Here is a 17,757-nt window from a genome sequence, read left to right as displayed (position 1 = left end):
AATGCGGTGTATATCCCTCAATCCACAGGAATTTCATCTAGGTTGCAGGAGTCGTCGCAGGCTTAGGGGTTTTGGCGCAATACATATTCTTATCCGCGGTGGCCAGCAAGCTGTCCGGATCACTCAAGTTGCCGGAATAATAAACGGCCAGCCCGATGCTTAAATCAATTTGGAATCGTTCAGTTATTGGTTTCACGCTTTGATACAACCGTTCGATCCACCGATTGTATCGCTGCTGATCTTCACAGGGCAGCAACACCACAAATTCATCCCCGCCGATCCGGTAGGCCTGGCTCCCGGTGGGGGCGGTTTTGACCAGCAGAGCCGCAATTTCACGCAATAGCTCGTCTCCTTGCTTGTGCCCGTACTGATCGTTGACATGCTTAAAATTGTCAAGGTCAATATAGGCCAGGAGCCCTCGCTGGTTGTTGATCGCCATGTAGTCAAAACGGCGGAACAGGGCGAGACGGTTCTGCAATCCGGTCAGCTCATCTTCCAGCGCCATGCGGCTGAGCTTGGTTTCCAGATCTCTGGCTTTGTGAATCTGAGCATTGAGACTACTGGTCAGCGCTCGGTAACGTTGGAGTAGTTTGTTGAAACAAAAGCAGAGCAGGAAGACGCCAATGTGCATAAAGCTGTTTTCTGCATTTTCGAGCAGCCAGTTTCCACTGAGCTCCGGTATTTCATCCAGCAAATCCGCCAGTAGCCCGATGCCGTATGTCCCCAGCGACAGTATCAGCCATCCCCGCATCTCGGTGCCGCTGGCCTCTCGGATCAGTAATACCAGGAGTACCAGGGTCAGTATCGAAACCGGAATATCCAACCCATGGCTGGTTGGAATGAACACGGAAAGCAGAATGCCGGCGCATACGAGGGCTGTCAGGTGAATCGGGAATTGGGAAATGTTTTTCATAAGCCAGGATAGGGGAAAACAGAGAGCCGGAGTTGGGGAGGATGATCTCAGAGAGGGCGTGGTCAGACAAGTGATTTCCGTAGCTTTTATGAGGATTCCTGAGTGTTTCCGGTTTCAATACAGGGTGGCAGGAGGTTTGTGGCGATATTGACCCGCCAACGAAGTGAGCAGCCATTATTCAAAAACACACGATGTATAATAATTAACCACTCGTTAACTAAATTGGTTTAAAAGTGTGAATTTCGTCATTTTTCTCATTTTGTTTCTTCATCGCGTGATCGCCTTATCATTAAGTATAAAACTCTGATAAATATTCTGTTAGTAACATGAAGGTTCTTTAGTCCCTATAAATGCAAGGGTGTTTTCAACACATCATTATTGAAAACAAAGTTTCACTTCTAGTGATGGAACAAACTCTTTGATATACAAGGACTGTAACAAAACATTTCAGTTAACAATATTGTAACAACGTGTGTTTTATGTCTATTCTTTAGAAGATTAGGAATTGTTGTGCAATCGGCACATGGACATAACATTCAGAGGGGTCATCCTATGCTGTCAATGGCGAGCCAGGCGCAACCAAACAAAGCGCTCGTTTCTGAGCGTATCCAGAAGCTGATCAAGGCGCTGTCAAACGGTGTCTATGAACGGGAAGAAACGATTAAACTCTGCCTGCTTGCCGCGCTCGCCGGCGAAAGTGTTTTCTTGCTTGGGCCGCCAGGGATTGCGAAAAGTCTGATTGCGAAACGGCTGATCCAGGCCTTTGATAACAGCCGCTTTTTTGATTATCTCATGACGCGTTTCTCAACCCCTGAGGAAGTTTTCGGGCCATTGTCGATTCAGGAATTGAAAGATAACGGGAAATATGTCCGCCTGATTGATGGTTACTTGCCGACTGCGCAGGTTGTTTTTCTGGATGAGATCTGGAAAGCCGGCCCGGCGATCCTCAATACCTTGCTGACCGTTGTCAATGAACGCACATTTAAAAATGGTCAGGACACGCTGCCGGTGCCGATGCGTCTGCTGATCACTGCTTCAAATGAACTACCTGAGGAAGACAGCGGACTGGAAGCCCTGTTTGACCGAATGCTGGTGCGGGTGTTTGTGAACCGGATCCAGGAAAAGCAGAACTTCAAAGCCATGCTGATGGGGGAAGGTCCGAGCATTCAGGAGTTAGAGCCCGGATTGGCGATTACGGATGAAGAATACGACAACTGGCAGCAACATATTGATGATATTCGTCTGGGTGAGGCGATCTTTGAGAAGATTTATGCCTTGAAAACCATGATCGAGCAACGCGCCGAGAGCGGTGCAGATTTTGCCGCAGAAGAGAGCGAGCTTTATATCTCGGATCGGCGCTGGAAGAAGTCGGTTCGTTTACTGAAAGCCAGTGCTTTCTTTAACGGCCGGGATGCTGTGAATCCACTTGATTTGTTGCTGTTACAGGATTGCTTGTGGCATAGCCCGGAATCACGGCACGTGGTTCGTGAACTGATCCGTCAGTTTGCAACACAGAAAGCGTTTGATCAGGAGGCGGCGCAGGCGAGTGCGACTGAAGCGCAGACCATTATCGACGATGTTCATCAAGATATCGCGACGGCATTGTGCATGACCTTCTCTCGCGAAACCATGATGCGCAAAGAATGGTTTAAATATGATTTCAGTTCGGCACGGCGTTATAACGTCAACAATAATCCGCGGATGATTAAACTGGTGATGTTGCAGCAAAACCCGTCCGTGTCTGAACAGGAAAGCGGGGACAGCCGCTGGGTTTATGTCGATGGGGATGAATTTGAGAAAAAAATCAAAACCGGCCAATGTGATATCTATGGGTTTGTGAACAAGAACACCCATTTGTGTCGCTTACAATTTGAAATTGATGCCCAGCAACAGCTGGTGATCAAAGACATCGCAAACCGTTCTGTTCTGGTTGGTTTAGCCGGCAGTGGTGGGATCACCAATGCGCAGCAACAGCTGTGGCAGCTGGAAGCGGAAAAGGCACTGAGCAAAGTCTCTGAAGCTGAGCACTTGCTCAAGATTTCACGCAGTAGTTTCCATGGTGCGTTGCCACACACCTTTATTGAGGCAGATTTACCGGCCTTGATTGAGCAGAGTATTTCCACGGCGTCTGATGCGGTGACTGAGCTGAAGATTGTGATTGATAAAAGCGTCTTCCGTATTGCTCACCTGTCCGAATATTTCTCTTGAATCGGGAGCGTAAACGATGCCAGTGAATGAAAGTATAAATTTGGCCCTGATGCTCTCTGAGTCCGGCATCATTGATAATGCGGTGCAGGAACTGATGGTCCGTCCGCAATTGATGGTCGCAGCTGAGCAGAATCCGGGCATAAAATCGGCGATGAAAAATCAGATCATGAAATGGCGGGGGCAGGTTCAGCAGCGGATCAGCCGGGTCAGTGTCGAAGAGCGATTCCTGCGGGAAATTGAGCTCTACCAACAGGTGAGCCAATGGGATCCGGATTACTTCTTTGAGCACGCTGACGGTGTGGTTAAAAAGCTTGAGGGGTACTCTTCTTTCTATTTCCGAGCCAAAAGCTTACTGGATCGGGAGCATCAGAAACATAACCTGATGTTTCAGAGCTATTTCTGCAACCAGTGGTATCAGGCTCTGACGCAGTCGCTGACCGAAGCCCAACTTACAGAGCTGGAGCAGCACAAGGAAAAGCTGCTGGCGGATCTGTATCAGCGCATTGAAACCATGCAGCAGATGAACGAAGTCACTGAAGCCGGCGATGAAAAAAAAGCAGGCCGTTTATGGGATATGGCGCAAGCCAAGCTGACCCGGACAGATGTGAAGAGCTTAAAGACGATGGCTGCTTTCCTGAAAAAGAACAGAGGATTGCAAGAGATTGCCGAGAAGCTGGGTCGCATGGCCAATGAAGTAGATGACCCCAATCAGGCACGTGTTCGGTCGGAAGATCTGAAGATGGTTGAAGAGAGGAGTGACAGCGTCACTGATGATATTGTCGGCGTGCATGAGAGTGACGATCTGGCTAAGCTGTTGCCCAACGAAGCGATGTTCCTGGCCTATCCTGAGCTGGAGGTGGTTTTCTACAAGCATCTGGTGGATAAGCGTTTGATGAACTACCGCATGCAAGGGGCGCAGCGCAAGCTTCGCAAGGTGAAAGCCTACAAAAGGCAAACCAAGCAGGTCGAGCAGGATAAAGGGCCGTTTATTGTTTGTATTGATGCGTCCGGCTCGATGAACGGATTCCCGGAGCAGTGCGCGAAGGCTTTGGCTTATGGCCTGATGCAGATCGCGCTGGCGGAAGAACGGGACTGTTATGTGATCATGTTTTCTACCCAGCAGATCACCTATGAGTTAACCAAGCAGGACGGCTTGCGGGAGGTGCTGAATTTTCTGTCTTATTCGTTCCATGGCGGGACAGATTTGGGGCCGGTATTGGACAAGTCTATTGCGCTGATGAGCAGTGAGAAATACCAGAATGCCGATCTGGTTGTATTATCCGATTTCATTGCACCGTCACAACCGGATGCGATGATGAAACGGATTCAGAAGCTGAAAGAACATAAGAACCGTTTTCATGCGGTAAATTTATCTAAATATGGAAACCCGGAACTGATGACGATTTTCGATCACTGTTGGTCTTATCATCCGTCTCAGCTGGGCCGACTGTTGAAATGGAAATAAGTGCTGCCGATGTTGAACCGAATTCCACACTAAAATAATAAAATCTCTAGTTGTCTTGTCGTTGGCGGTGATTGATCACCGCCTTTTTTTTGTTCGCCGCTCACGACTTTTTACTTTTCAGCAAAGTATTCATGCAGCGCCTGTCGCCAGGCCGGGGTTCTGCGAACATGAAGCAACGCCCGATTCAGCGCCTCGGTATACGGACTTTTATCTTCAATCGCAAAGCCGTAGTTCTGCTTTTCAAACGGATAAGGCAGAACCATCAACTGCTGAAACTCACCTTGTTCTTTGGCATTTTTGATCAGGTACATCAGGACAGCATTATCCGCCACAACCGCCTCAACTTCCTCCTTCTCCAACGCTTCCAATAACTGGTGATTATCCCGGTATTGCCGGTGCACAATGCCGCGGTTGGTGAGATAGACCGATGAGGTTGAAGCCGCTTTGGCGCCAACCGGAAAATCGACCAGGTCTTGCGGGCCCCTAATCTCAGAACTTAACAAACCCAGGGTGAAAGTACTGGCCAGTAATGCCGTGATACTGGCAATAAACAGAGTGGTTGCGATGGCCAGCATCACGGTGATCACACGCCCGGTCAGCGTTTTAAACTCAAAGTAATTGAACGGCCCTTTGGTGATGAAGAGCAAGCCGAGAATAAACCCCTCGATGAGTTTGGCCCGGCGAGAAGGCATGGAGTAGAGCTTATCGTTGACTTTGTGTTCGAGCAGGTAATAAATCGCACCAACCAGAGCTGCGGCAATAAAGATAAATCCGAGTACTGTCAGTAACTGTTTGTTTGTTAGAAAGTTTGCCGCGGCAGAGGCGTAGCTTTTTTGTTTGACGGCAATGGCCAGGTGGGTTTCATAAAAAGAATGAGAGAAATCGAAACGTAACTCGCGCTCAGGGGTGATCGACAGGCAGGAGACGCCGATATTCACCTCGTTGTCAGCAATTTTATCCAGTAGTGTTTTTAGCTCATATTCTTTGATTTCATACTGGATGCCCAGTTGTTTGGCAATGTGCTCCCACAGCAGAATGCTGAGTCCGGAGAATGTACCGTCTTCGTGTTTGATCACAAATGGCGGACAGTGGTAGCTGCCAACCTGGACGATGGGTTTCACGGCGGTTGTAGCGGTGCAGGGGAATGCCCAGAGGAGCAGCATCAGCAGGGGGAAAAACAGGCAGGACGATTTGAAAAAGCTGGCCATAAATGCTCCTGATTGATTGCAATCAGATTAAGTATAAATGTCAGTTTTGTTTCATGGCGCTGTCTTATTTTTGCATGGTGTTGCTCATAAACACAGTGTGCTGAACGGGTGGGCTATGCTTATAGCAGTTGAAACGTGCACAGGAAAAGTATCAGGGTATTGAATTACTCGCGCTTTTCTCCTGGGGAGGAAGTGAGGTGAAACGCTTCTCTTACTTTGCGTTATGGATAGTGATGTGGTTGATGGCAGGTGCTGCATCTGCTGACAATGTGTGGATTATCGAGATTAAAGGGGGAATAGGGCCGGCAACCAGCGATTACGTCGTTCGCGAGATCGAGGATGCACGAGATAACCAGGCTGCTTTTATTGTGCTGAAAATGGATACCCCCGGCGGGCTGGATACATCCATGCGCGATATTATTCGTGCGATCACGACTTCTTCGATACCGGTAGCAACCTGGGTGGGACCGTCGGGTGCGCGGGCAGCCAGTGCGGGGACCTACATCCTGTTGGCCAGCCATGTGGCGGCGATGGCGCCGGGGACCAATTTAGGTGCGGCAACGCCGGTTTCACTGACCGGCCCGGCCGGGAAAGATGATGAGCGCAGCAACCCGTTCGCCCCAAAGGAAAAGAAAGAAGAAAAAGCGGCCAGCGAGTCAGATGACGAGCAGGGGGCGGCAAAACCTGAAGAGAGTGAACGTGTGCCGGCAAAGAGTGCGATGGAGAAAAAAGTCATCAATGATGCCACGGCTTATATTCAGGGTTTGGCTAAGCTGCACGGGCGCAATGAAGCCTGGGCGGCCAAAGCGGTGACAGAAGCAGCTAGTCTGGATGCCGAAAGTGCACTGAAAGAAAATGTGATTGATTTCATCGCCCCCAACCTAGATAGCTTGATTGATCAGTCCAATGGCCGTTCCGTGGCAATCAATGGGATTCAGAGTCCGATTGAACTGGCCAATGTTGCGTATGTCGAACGGGAACAGGACTGGCGATTTAAACTGCTTTCGGTGATCACCAACCCCAATGTTGCCTACATTCTGATGTTGATTGGGATCTACGGTTTGCTGCTGGAATTTTATAATCCTGGTGTCGGATTACCCGGTGTGCTTGGCGGCATTTGCCTGCTATTGGCGATGTACTCCTTGCAAATGCTGCCGGTTAGTTATGCTGGCTTAGGGCTATTGTTGCTCGGGATTGCGTTGATGATCGCCGAAGCGTTCAGCCCGAGTTTCGGGATCCTGGGGCTTGGTGGCGTCGTTGCGTTTGTCCTGGGCTCTATTATGTTGATGGATACGGAAACGCCCGGTTATCAGATTGCGATTCCATTGATTGTTGGCCTGACTGTGGTTTCAGCGCTGTTTACCTTTGTGATCCTGACACTGTTATTGCGGACCCGGCGCAAACCTGTCACCACAGGAGTTGAGGTGCTGCTCGGTGAAACGGCGACGGTGGTGGGCGGTTTCCCCGGCGAAGGACGGGTGTTGGTGGACGGTGAAATCTGGCAGGCGCGTTGTGACCGGCCGCTGAAAAAAGGAGAGCGGGTGACTGTGAAGAGTATTTCAGGGTTGTATCTCATTGTAGAAAGCGGGCTTGCTGAGCCGGCTGATCTGAATAAGGACTGATTTATGATTACCTACTCGTTTGCGACAATTATTGTGTTGGTGGTGATCCTCATTATCAGCATGTTCAAGATCCTTCGTGAATATGAGCGGGCTGTCGTGTTTTTGCTTGGGCGGTTTTATGAAGTCAAAGGCCCGGGCTTGATCATTATTGTGCCGATTGTACAGCAAATGGTCCGGGTGGATTTGCGGACCATTGTGCTAGACGTGCCGACGCAGGATTTGATCACCCGGGACAATGTGTCCGTGCGAGTGAATGCGGTGGTGTATTTTCGCGTCGTTGAGCCGAAAATGGCGATCAACAATGTTGAGAATTACCTGGAAGCGACCAGCCAGTTGTCGCAAACGACACTGCGTTCAGTGTTAGGGCAGCATGAGCTTGATGAGTTGTTGTCTGCCCGGGATGAACTGAATAAAGATCTGCAGGCGATCCTGGATCAACACACTGACAACTGGGGGATCAAGATCGCCAACGTGGAGATCAAGCATGTCGACCTCGATGAGAGCATGGTGCGGGCACTCGCTCGTCAGGCAGAAGCTGAACGCTCGCGGCGGGCGAAAGTGATTCACGCCACCGGGGAGCTGGAAGCGTCCAATAAGCTGCGTGAAGCGGCAACAGTTTTGAATCAAGCGCCGAATGCAGTGCAATTACGTTATATGCAAACCTTGACCGAAATTTCGAATGACCGCACGACAACGATCGTGTTCCCGATGCCGATCGATCTGGTCGATAAGTTCGGTGGGTTGATGCATCCGTCGAAGACGCCCGATTCCCAGCCGGAGAAGGGCCAAGGCGGGTCTTCTCAGAAAGCGTCTTCGGATCCAGAACATCCCATCGATTACCCTTAACAGCTTGCAGATGAAATAGGTGATCTACTTTTCATGAGAGACAATGATCATACCAATCGCAGTAAATAACTGGTCATTCTAGCTTGTTCAAATGCTTGATAACTGCGTTAGAATTTTTGATTGTAGAATAACTACTTACTCTTCTCAAAAGATCCGGGGCGACATCAGAAGATGTCGCCCCGATTTGTTGTGTTGAAGTGATGTTCTGGTTGAATGATTAGGAACGTTGAAGCATGAAAGTCTGGTACTCCAGTTCATTGAATTGTCGATTCAACATGATCAGGCCGACGATGGTGGTGATAAGCATGGTGATGGCAAAACCATAGCCGTAGAAAGTGGGTCCTAAATCGATACTGTAGTGGGCGAGGCTAAAATTTGAGACAGCCATCAGCGCGGTTAGTATAAGTGCGGCATAGCGCTTATCCAGATAGTACATCACGTTGAGAATTGACATCACCAGGACCTGGAGGCTGACGCCAATCAGGTCGGCGTAGAGCAAATGAAGGTAGGCGAGGTCGAGCTTCAGGGCGAGAAGAATGTCCTCGGCCCAGAGCAGCAACAGTGCCAGGGTCATGCCCTGAACTTTGAATATTTCATAAATACTCTGCTGACAGGCAAGTACCATTTTATCTTTGAGGAGGTAAATCGAACCGAGGGTTGCGCCTGTTCTGACCGCATCGTAGAACTTAAGGCAGGCCTTGGCGAAATCGGTCTCCATTCGCAGCATAAAGACGGCCATGCCCGGAATAATTGCCAAATAGGCGACAAAGATGGGTAAGTCATAAATATAGGAAGCACGAAAGTGCGCGACCACGATATGTGAGGTTTCATCCCGAAACCAGAAGACAAATTTATCTAACCAAACCCCAAGGTTATAGAGTACGCCGCAAGCCATCAGCGAATAGAAGACTTTGCTGGGATTTAAAAAATCGAAGGAGACCAATTGCTTGGCCGGAAAATCCCGGATCACGAAAAACAGGAAACTGAAGGTGACGATTGCCTGGCAGCTACAGAAAATAAGCAATAGCCCGAGTAAGTTTAATCCGGGGACTGTGAGGCTCAGAACAATCATCAGCCCATAGCTAAATGCCATGGTGTTCAGGATCCGGTAGTACTCTTTCATTCCACTGAGGAAAATGATGATCAGCCACTGATTACACAACAGGACCAGCGAGGTGAATACGGTAAGCTTTACCGCTGGTGTGAGTCCGTCAGCGTTGTGTAAGACGCCGCCCCCAAGCAGGGCGGCGATTACACTGGTGATCAACATGGCCCCGAGTAGGTTGGGTACAATCCGATGCTCCTCGGTTGCAAAAAGTAAGTCCGAAATGTACCGGGTCAGGAGTAACTGGAACAGCCCGCTGATAATGAGCGAGCCCGCCATCAGGTAGGTGACGAGGACTAAAAATTGCACCAGATCGTAGAGCGGAAAAACCGTCCCGATACTGAGTATGCCGATGGTCAGTAAGGCCAGAATGGAGATCACCCACGGGCCGGAGCTAATTAATCCGGCCAGGCCATAGGCTTCCAGGACGGAAAGGAGGGTGTTTTTCTCCAGTATTCTGCGAAGTTCAAAGCCGATCCCTGCCACTGATAGCCTCCTCATAGAGTGTCTGGTATGCGTGATACACATCTTTTTCGTTGTAATAACGGGTGACCCGCGCTTTACCGTTATCGCCGGTTTGACGCCATTGCTCGGTATTGGTCAGGGTGTCGATGATCGCCTGCGTCGCCTGGAGCGGGCTGGCAATTGGAATGATCGTGCCGGCGGCTCCCAGCTCGGCGTCTTCCCCAGGCCTGCCGTCAATCATTTCATGGCAGGCGCCCACCTCTGTGGCAATACAGGGGATCCCCGAAGCCATGGCCTCCAGAAGTACCAGCGGTTGCGCTTCACTGATCGATGTGAGCACCATCACGCCCAACTCCGGCATGATTTCGGCGACATTCCGGCTGCCAAGCATTTTGACATGTTCAGTGAGCCCAAGACTTTCGATCAGTAGCTCACATTCGCGGACATAAGCGGGGTCTTCTTCGGTGGGGCCGATAATCCAGCCTTCCAGTGTCGGCAGTGATTCAACGGCGCCACGGATCGCACGGATAAAGGTTTTGATATCTTTGATGGGGACCACCCGTCCGACCAGCCCGGCCACCAATGGCGGACCGGCTGGCCGCCTCGCATAGGCGGAGTCGAATCGGCTCAGGTTGATGCCGTTCACAATCACTTGTGTTTTGTCGCTGGGGGCACCGTCGCTATGCTGACGTTGCCGGTTGCCTTCAAACAGGGAAATGATGTGGTCTGCCTGGTCGTAGGCCGTCAGGCCCAGCTGCTCGAAAAAGCGGATCCAGGTTTTGCGGGTTTGATCCATTTTTTTATGCAGACTGATATCAATGAGGCTGTGACGATCGTCAATCCAGCTGGCCTGAGAGAGATCGATTTTGCGTTCCTTGGTATAGATCCCGTGCTCTGTAATGAGCAACGGGCGGCCGGTTTGCTGTTTACATAATGCGCCCAGAAATCCCGCATATCCCGTGGAGACACTATGGAATAGCTTGGCATCGGGCAGGTTTTGTGAAATACGGGCCAGGGTAAATAAGGGCTGGTAAATACTGCGGTAAGTCCAGAAATAATCGACGAAGGATTTGTTGGCGGAAACGTCGAGGTAGCGCTCTGTCAGCACCTCCCAGGATGAACGGCTGTAAAGGAAATCCGCCATGGAGATCTTGTTTTTTTGACCCAGGGCATCGGAGATAGAAATCAAGAGTTCACTGGGGATCGGGTTTTTTTCTTTTTCAAAATAAGACAGGAATTGTGCCCATTGCGTAAACAGTTCACCATTTCCGGAGCGGGGCGAGGGGGACAGCCGGCCGGGATCGCTGAGTAGGAAGTGAGTCTCAAATCCGACGACATTGTCAGGAAATTCATAGGCAGGCTGGTCATAGGCGTCCGGGCTGCCGCCAAGAAAAATGAGATGAAAGCGATATTGCGACAAGCCCTGGATCATCTGGTGAACCCAACTGGAAACGCCCCCCCGGACATAGGGGTAAGTTCCTTCTAATAGCAGACAGATGTCAACGTTCTTGGTCATAGCCAATGCTCCTTAATCTGGCTCAGTACTTCGCCTTGCTGCGTAGGGAAATAGGCGAGGTACTTGCGTACCTTGCGGTAATCTTTAACGCGATAGGCGGCTTCGGCCAGGTAGGGAGCGACTTGCGTGGTCCGTAAACCGTTTTCCATCGCATAGGTCAGGTAAGGGACGGCTTCTTCCGGACGCTGCTGCACCAGCAAGACCCGGCCAAGCAATAAACTGCTGGAAGCGCGTTGTTTGTTCTGGACGGATTGATTGAGATAGTACTCAGCTTGTTCGAGGTAATGCTTTTTCAGTATCCCTTCAGCAATACCGAGATAACATAGTTCCCAGTATTGTTGTGCGATTTCAAAAGACGTTTGAGCATTGTGGTGCTGCGCATAACTTTTCTTATGGCTGGCAATCATGTCGTTAATTTCACTTTCAATACCTTCCAGTGCAGCGTAAGCGAGCAGGCGAACATCATCCGAGAGATCTTTCAGTGCCAGCTGTAGCAGGGGCACAGATTGTTGGCGGGGAAGATGACAGATGGCCGAGACGGCTAGCGAGCGTTGTCCCGGATCGTCATTATGAACCAGAATGTCGCGAAGTGCGCCCGAGCCGAATGGGGTATTGGTGAGTATATCGCCCGGACTCTGGGGCAAGGCTAGCGCCTCACTCTGCTGCCAACTGATGTGATGCTGTTTTCTGGGAAAATGCAGGCCAAGTAATAATGCACAACTGGTCCCGAGCATTCCCACCACCGGCAAGAGAAAATGAAACGCGAACAGGAATGAAACCGTGCTAATCCGAGAGGCACGGTAATTGCCTGGCAGCATCAGCCAGCTTGCCATAGTGCAGCTGGCACAGGCGATCGTATGCACTGCGATGAGGGAGGACCAACTGGTGGCTGTCCAGTTCTCGCCTAAAAGCAGATGAATGCCATAGCTCTCAAGAGTGGCTGCTTGAATGAATAGCCAGATTTTCATCGAACCTTCCATATTCGTATATTAGTGATTTGATTTGCGGCAATTCATTTGCGACAGATAGCGGCCCCTGAATGCCAAAGTCAGATGTTGTTCCGGTGTTCAGGCCAAATAATTGCTCAACCCGTTGGATATATTGCTGAGCATTGGCTTTTGAAGAGAGTGGCAGTAACACCAGCAGTGCCGGTTTTCCTTGCGGGGACTGACAGAGCCAGTAGATATCAGCGCCACGGCGGTGATTGGTGATAGCTTCCAAACGCATTTTCTGCGAGGGGCTGGCTGCGGTATAGACGACAAGATGGCTGTCAACACTATGCTGGCGGTGGTTATGTTCTGCCTGGCTTAAGTAACTGAGGAACAGATCACTTTGCTGCGGCTGAATGAGCGGCGTGACAATGCTGTTGCTGATCAGGTTGGCCGCGTGGTTGGCAACCAGGGCGAGCAAAGCATTGTTGGCAGGCGTCTGTAAAAAGAACTTAGCACTTTCCGCGATGACGATAGCCTGCAGGGTTTTCTGGGTATCTAACAGCGGGATACACAACTGGTAGCGGGATTCGCGGTGAGACGCCAGTTTTGCAACCGACAAGAGTGTCCGTTGCTTCACCATGTCCTGTAGCATGGGATCGGTTTCCACCAACTGATGATGATCGCCGATCGTTGCCTGTGGAACAGGGTCAACCTTCCCTCGTTTGACTGCGTAAAGCCCGGCCACTTCCAATCCGCCGATTTCAGCCAGTAGGTTTAACAGCGGATGCCCGATATGTGCCAGTCGGTTTGAATTGTGCGAGGTAGCGATTTTATGGAGGTTACTGATACTGGCACGCAGGCTAACGGTCTGGCCAGCCGTTCGTTGCTCTAATTGGTCATGGGAAACTTTGAGCAAATGGTAATTATGGGTAAAGCTGTCCAGTTTCTGCTTCATATACTGGTGATCCAAGATGTATTTCTGGGTCTTGGCATGCCAGTGGTCATGAAATTCGCCAGCAATCATGGTGACTAAAGCCATTCCAACGACCATCGCCAGGGGATACATCGAGAGCGTGCCGTTGGCATTCATAACACTGGCGAGTCCGGCCGTGATCAATAGGGCGCAAGTAAAGCCTTTAGCAAAACCATAGCGCAGGGCGACGAGCAACGGACCAAATAATGGCCAGAAAAAGTGCTGCTCTTGTGATAATGCTGTGAGCGCCTCGGAGTGAAGCCATAAATAGGTGGCGATGCCAGAAACAATGAACGTTTCCAGCCAGGCGGCTCCGTCTTGCTTAAATCCGGATATGATCCGGTTGCGCAATGTATTCATTGGCAGATTCCGTTCTGGTGACTCGTTATGGTTGCTCGATGTTCAGGCCGTCAAGCAGTTCCTCAATGACGATTTGGCCGGTGCCGCTGACACTTTCCCGCCCCCAGCCGCTACGGGTACCCGTGGCTCGCCAGTGAGTCGCTTTACTCCGGGCAGACTGAACTTCCAGGGTAATGCCGACAGCCGGTTCACCGTCAAGCCCGCTTTTATAGTGCCACTCCTCAACCGAGCCGCTAATGACATAGTCGACGTTCTGGTTCGCCAGCCAGGCCTGGGCATTTCTGCGTTTGGCGTTACGGTCTAAAATACTGGCTAAATCCTTGACTTCGCTGGCCGGATAAATCCTGGCGTTGATCCCCTTGGCATAGAGCTGAGCACTGAGGATCTGTTCTGCTTTTTCCGCAGCCATCGGGGTGTTGGAGTGATTGATCATCGGCATAATGACCCAGCGGCTGTTGGCCGGAAAATTCGGGCTGTCGGGTACCTGGTAGCTGGTGCAGGCGCCCAGTGTCAGCGCTGATAGCAGTAACCATCTCTTTTTCATATGCTTATCCCTTTAAAAACTATAGAAGTATCCCAGTGACAGTTTCAAAGATTCATCGCCATTTCTATCCTGGCTTTGCCAGTCGGCCGAGAAATAAAGCTCATCATTGCCGAGCAACTGCCAGCCAAGCGCAGCGGTGACGGTGATATCCGGCTGACTTGTGGTGACGTTGTAACCAACTGAGGTGTCCAGCCAGTAGCGTGGTGAAGGCAAGGTCGGTCCGGGCTGCCCTGGTGTGCCGTGCCACAGGTGCTGGCCAATAGCGATGCGCTGATATTCTTCGTCGATAAAATCACCACTGACTAATGGGGCCGGCCTCTGATGCTGACTATTGATCCCATTGAGTGGATTGTTGCTCAGGCTCACATCCTGCAGACTGTAGCTGGCGTAGATCTGCCAGGCTGGATCGTTGAAAAACAGCTGCTCTGCAGCACGTAAGCTGAGATCCCAGCCTTGGCCGATGTCATCGCCATAGCGGGTTGAAATATCATGCCAGTTGAGCTGTGCTGACAATGATTCGCGGGGGGTGGGCTGGTAGCTGACACTGAAGCCTGCGGTATTATCCTCCCCGGTCAGAAAAAGGAGTTGGCTGGCTTCAATCGGCATCTGGATACCCAGTTGTAAAGACATGTCCCAGTAATCATTCAACGAGCGCAGGTAGCTGGTAGAGAAGCCCAGACGCTGTTCGCCTAAGCCATCCGCCAGGTCAAATCCCAGAGACCAACGCGCATCGGGTAGCCGGGACTGATAGGTACCGCGCAGCCGGGTTTCATCCTGCATCTTGATTCCCTTGAGCTGATCCGGCGTGTCTGCACGCTGGAAGTCGGTTCCCAGACGCCAATTCCCCTGCTGATGTGGGGCGTAATAGTCGAGGCTATAGCGGGAAATATCCCACTCGGCGTGATGGGTCGCCTGGGCGCGAACGCTGTGAGTCTGGTCCGGATGCTGGGCCACATGGACCCGGCGTAGCTGACGCTCCGCTTCGGGATCATTGAGTTGCCCGAGTTGTTGCTCGCCGTGCAGCCAGGCTTTGGCGTATTGTCCGGTGAGCTGGAGGGCGGTATTCTTATCAGCCTCGGGTAGGTTGGATGACTGTTCCAGCAGGCGCTCCATCGTTGGCCGGTCTTTCTCCTGAATGGCGATGGCCAGTTGCTGCCAGTCAGGCAGGGTATAGCGGCTGAGCGCTGTGTGTCGATGCCAGGCGATCAGGCTGTCGGGCTGGCCCGCAGCCAGGTAATAACGGAACAGATCTTCAGCATGGCCCTGATCAGGCTGTTCGATCAGGGCTTGCTCCGCCAGTTGTTGTGCCGCTTGTTCGCCCACAAATAAGGCCACCAGGGAGTGGTAGGCGATGTCGCCTTCTTCGAGCGAGAGCAGCTCGTCGCTCAGTTGACTGGCGAGGTAGCGGTGCAGGCGGCGGGCTTTGGCATACTCGCCTTGTCGCTCTTGCAAAGCCGCGTAGTTCAGCAAGACCGCAGCATCAATGTCACCGGATGTCTCATTGTGCAACAACAGTTGCTGGTACCAGAGATCGGCTTCTTCCAACTGGCCCATCTGCTGTGCTGCGGTGGCAAAGCTCAGCCATAAGGCTGCGTTGTCCTGCAATGAGCGCTTATAACGATCATACAGTGAAGCCATGGCATCCTGGTCGTTGGCCTCGATGGCCAGCCAGAGCAGACCGTTAATCCCCCCATCATGGTAAGGCGCCTGTTGGAGCACTTGCCGATAGAAATCGGCGGCTTGTTCTTGCGCCTGGTTATCTTTGGCCAGCTGCGCCCGATACAGTAACACCCCGATATGGTCGGTAAGCGCCGAATCCCGGGTCGCCAGATCGACCAGGTGGGCAAAGGTCGGTTGATCCTGGTTGGCACGAGAGGCCTGCATGGCAGCCAGCAAAGGCTGTGCATTGCCTGAATGCTGATATAGTTTGACCAGGTTGTCGATGTCTTCTTTGGTTTTGACCGGATCGCGGGTTCTCAGGTAACGATAGACATCAATATTGCCGCTGGTTCTGGCGATAAGTTGCTCCTGAACCTGACGGGAGATAAGGCGGTTACTGGTCTCCCAGGCCAGAGTGGAGACAGATTCCAGGTAATCGTCATCGGCCTGTAGCCAGTTTTTGGGAGCGGTGAGTACGGCCAGCGCTTGCTCAGGTTGCCGGTTCATGATGTAAGCATTGGCAAACCGCATCGCCTCTGCCTGGCTCGGACGACGTAATGACTGGAGTTTTTCCCATTGCTCGATGACCTTGGAATGATCGCTGCGATATTCATAGAGGCGTGCCTGATGGACAATGAGTTCGGGATCTTTTGGCCGCCGGGCAGCGAGGTTTTGTACACTTTGGAGCGCGACATCCGTTCCTTGGGATTTTTCCACAGCATTAAGCCAGTCGGCGTATTCCACGACGCTCAGCTGGTTGTTGGATGCAAGTTTGTCGAAATAAATCCCTTCTTGATAAATATCCCCGAGTGCCCGGGCTTCGGCAATTCCATCCCGGATTTGGTCTTCAGTCGGTCCCATCGCCAGTAGACGTTGACTCAGCTGGGCGGCCTGCTCGATGTTTCCTTGCCAGCGGTGAAGATCATGTAGTCGAACCACATAAGCGGGGTTGTCATCCACTCTGGTGACCTCAGTCAGTAGCGTGGTCGCCAGTGCCAGCTGTCCGGTTGCGATGGCCAGTTCTGCTGTAGCGACTCTGAGTTCGGTGCTGGGGATGAGAGCCAGAAGCTTGCCGGACTGTTTCAGCGCCGTTTCTAGATTCCCTATTTGGGTCGAGTGAGCGATAGTCAGGCGAAGAAAGTCAGGGGTTTCGCTCAGTTGTCCCTGATAATTGCCAATAAACTCGCGGCTTTGCGCGGCACGTCCTGTTGTCAGGTATAAATTGAGTAAGGCTGTCGCCGATTCCAGTGATTCCGACTGATTAAATGCCTCCTTCTGGAGTTTGAGCGAGTTGTCGTAGTCTGAATTTTGAATGGCCAGTGATACGAGCTCCTGGCGATTGGTGCGGCCGCTTTGCAGATGAGGCACCAGAAAATCGTAGCCTTTTTGCGTCATTGACAGAGAGATGGCGGTGTCAGCTAAGTCTCTCGCCAGTTTGGCATCCGGAATATAGTCAATGCCATGAATAACTTGCCGGAGCCTCGCTTCAACGTCCGGCGCTGCGCCAGCCGTCGCTTTGGCTTGATAGTATTTGTCCTGGAGCAAATTGACATAAGTAGCAAGCGACGGCCAGTCGAGGGACAAATTATCTTGGTCAATCATTGATTCTGAGACTGAAATCGCTTTGTCCAGTTCTCCCATTTGATAGTAGTTTTCGATGATCAGTTTACTGACGGCTCGGTTATCGGGCTCCCGGGCCTGGATTTCCTGTAGAAACGCCAAAGACACCTGGGGAGAGGTGGATTGGGTGATCAGTCGGATCAGCATGGATTGATCTGGTGCCAATAACCACAATGCCCAGAGTGATGTGAGCGTTAAGATCACTAATGTCCGGCCACTCACCAGGTGAAGTCTGGAGTTCGGCTGATTACCGGTGTCGGATGGACGTTTAGGAAATACCGCCATTTGCTTTCTCGTCATCAAGTGGGTAAAGGTTTCGCG

12 protein-coding genes are annotated in these 17,757 nt (G+C 51.4%); 4 read left to right on the top strand and 8 right to left on the bottom strand.

Annotation, left to right across the window (positions count from 1 at the left end; all coding sequences use genetic code 11):
• Window positions 1-37 precede the first annotated feature (37 nt).
• Window positions 38-847 carry a GGDEF domain-containing protein gene (locus NNL38_RS24205; protein WP_255391430.1) on the bottom strand — a complete coding sequence of 270 codons (810 nt, stop codon included), beginning with the start codon at window positions 845-847 and terminating at the stop codon, window positions 38-40.
• Between the two features lie 618 nt (window positions 848-1,465).
• Here NNL38_RS24205 and NNL38_RS24200 point away from each other — a divergent pair.
• On the top strand, window positions 1,466-3,121 hold the full coding sequence (locus NNL38_RS24200; RefSeq protein ID WP_255391429.1) for an ATPase RavA domain-containing protein: 1,656 nt from the start codon (window positions 1,466-1,468) through the stop codon (window positions 3,119-3,121).
• Between the two features lie 16 nt (window positions 3,122-3,137).
• Complete coding sequence (gene viaA, locus NNL38_RS24195) at window positions 3,138-4,586, top strand: ATPase RavA stimulator ViaA (RefSeq protein WP_255391428.1); 1,449 nt, start codon at window positions 3,138-3,140, stop codon at window positions 4,584-4,586.
• A gap of 110 nt (window positions 4,587-4,696) precedes the next feature.
• On the opposite strand, the gene NNL38_RS24190 is transcribed toward viaA, so the two are convergent.
• The gene (locus tag NNL38_RS24190) at window positions 4,697-5,794 is read right to left on the bottom strand and encodes a transporter substrate-binding domain-containing protein (RefSeq protein WP_255391427.1); all 1,098 of its coding nucleotides are present in this window, start codon (window positions 5,792-5,794) and stop codon (window positions 4,697-4,699) included.
• Window positions 5,795-6,027: 233 nt separating this feature from the next.
• Between NNL38_RS24190 and NNL38_RS24185 the strand changes: the two genes are divergently transcribed.
• Together NNL38_RS24185 and NNL38_RS24180 are read left to right on the top strand one after the other, a co-directional pair.
• On the top strand, window positions 6,028-7,416 hold the full coding sequence (locus NNL38_RS24185) for an NfeD family protein (RefSeq protein WP_255392328.1): 1,389 nt from the start codon (window positions 6,028-6,030) through the stop codon (window positions 7,414-7,416).
• A gap of 3 nt (window positions 7,417-7,419) precedes the next feature.
• Complete coding sequence (locus tag NNL38_RS24180; protein WP_255391426.1) at window positions 7,420-8,262, top strand: slipin family protein; 843 nt, start codon at window positions 7,420-7,422, stop codon at window positions 8,260-8,262.
• Window positions 8,263-8,479: 217 nt separating this feature from the next.
• Here NNL38_RS24180 and pelG read toward each other — a convergent pair whose 3' ends face one another.
• From pelG to NNL38_RS24150, 6 genes are read right to left on the bottom strand one after another with little or no spacing between them, the layout of a single operon-like run.
• The gene (gene pelG / locus NNL38_RS24175) at window positions 8,480-9,853 is read right to left on the bottom strand and encodes an exopolysaccharide Pel transporter PelG (RefSeq protein ID WP_255391425.1); all 1,374 of its coding nucleotides are present in this window, start codon (window positions 9,851-9,853) and stop codon (window positions 8,480-8,482) included.
• Window positions 9,834-11,348, bottom strand: a complete 1,515-nt coding sequence (gene pelF, locus NNL38_RS24170; RefSeq protein ID WP_255391424.1) for a GT4 family glycosyltransferase PelF — start codon at window positions 11,346-11,348, stop codon at window positions 9,834-9,836. Before pelF ends, pelG begins: the two co-directional genes overlap by 20 nt.
• Entirely contained in the window at window positions 11,345-12,316 is a 972-nt protein-coding gene (locus NNL38_RS24165; RefSeq protein ID WP_255391423.1) for a HEAT repeat domain-containing protein, read from the bottom strand. The genes pelF and NNL38_RS24165 overlap by 4 nt, the downstream gene beginning before the upstream one ends.
• Window positions 12,279-13,613 (bottom strand): PelD GGDEF domain-containing protein, encoded by a 1,335-nt coding sequence (locus NNL38_RS24160; RefSeq protein ID WP_255391422.1) that lies wholly within the window; start codon window positions 13,611-13,613, stop codon window positions 12,279-12,281. Before NNL38_RS24160 ends, NNL38_RS24165 begins: the two co-directional genes overlap by 38 nt.
• 25 nt (window positions 13,614-13,638) lie before the next feature.
• The gene (locus NNL38_RS24155; RefSeq protein ID WP_255391421.1) at window positions 13,639-14,157 is read right to left on the bottom strand and encodes a hypothetical protein; all 519 of its coding nucleotides are present in this window, start codon (window positions 14,155-14,157) and stop codon (window positions 13,639-13,641) included.
• A 12-nt stretch (window positions 14,158-14,169) separates the two neighbouring features.
• Window positions 14,170-17,721, bottom strand: a complete 3,552-nt coding sequence (locus tag NNL38_RS24150; RefSeq protein ID WP_255391420.1) for a tetratricopeptide repeat protein — start codon at window positions 17,719-17,721, stop codon at window positions 14,170-14,172.
• Between the last annotated feature and the right edge of the window lie 36 nt (window positions 17,722-17,757).

The organism is Photobacterium atrarenae (assembly GCF_024380015.1).
Taxonomy (GTDB): domain Bacteria; phylum Pseudomonadota; class Gammaproteobacteria; order Enterobacterales; family Vibrionaceae; genus Photobacterium; species Photobacterium atrarenae.
This window is presented reverse-complemented; position numbering and strand designations above follow the sequence as displayed.

Bases quoted from the DNA above. Each gene is read 5' to 3' on its own strand.
- pelF (WP_255391424.1), bottom strand. From the start codon at position 11,348: ATGACCAAGAACGTTGACATCTGTCTGCTATTAGAAGGAACTTACCCC.
- NNL38_RS24190 (WP_255391427.1), bottom strand. From the start codon at position 5,794: ATGGCCAGCTTTTTCAAATCGTCCTGCCTGTTTTTCCCCCTGCTGATG.
- NNL38_RS24200 (WP_255391429.1), top strand. From the start codon at position 1,466: ATGCTGTCAATGGCGAGCCAGGCGCAACCAAACAAAGCGCTCGTTTCT.
- NNL38_RS24155 (WP_255391421.1), bottom strand. From the start codon at position 14,157: ATGAAAAAGAGATGGTTACTGCTATCAGCGCTGACACTGGGCGCCTGC.
- NNL38_RS24165 (WP_255391423.1), bottom strand. From the start codon at position 12,316: ATGAAAATCTGGCTATTCATTCAAGCAGCCACTCTTGAGAGCTATGGC.
- NNL38_RS24185 (WP_255392328.1), top strand. From the start codon at position 6,028: ATGTGGTTGATGGCAGGTGCTGCATCTGCTGACAATGTGTGGATTATC.
- NNL38_RS24180 (WP_255391426.1), top strand. From the start codon at position 7,420: ATGATTACCTACTCGTTTGCGACAATTATTGTGTTGGTGGTGATCCTC.
- NNL38_RS24150 (WP_255391420.1), bottom strand. From the start codon at position 17,721: ATGGCGGTATTTCCTAAACGTCCATCCGACACCGGTAATCAGCCGAAC.
- NNL38_RS24160 (WP_255391422.1), bottom strand. From the start codon at position 13,613: ATGAATACATTGCGCAACCGGATCATATCCGGATTTAAGCAAGACGGA.
- viaA (WP_255391428.1), top strand. From the start codon at position 3,138: ATGCCAGTGAATGAAAGTATAAATTTGGCCCTGATGCTCTCTGAGTCC.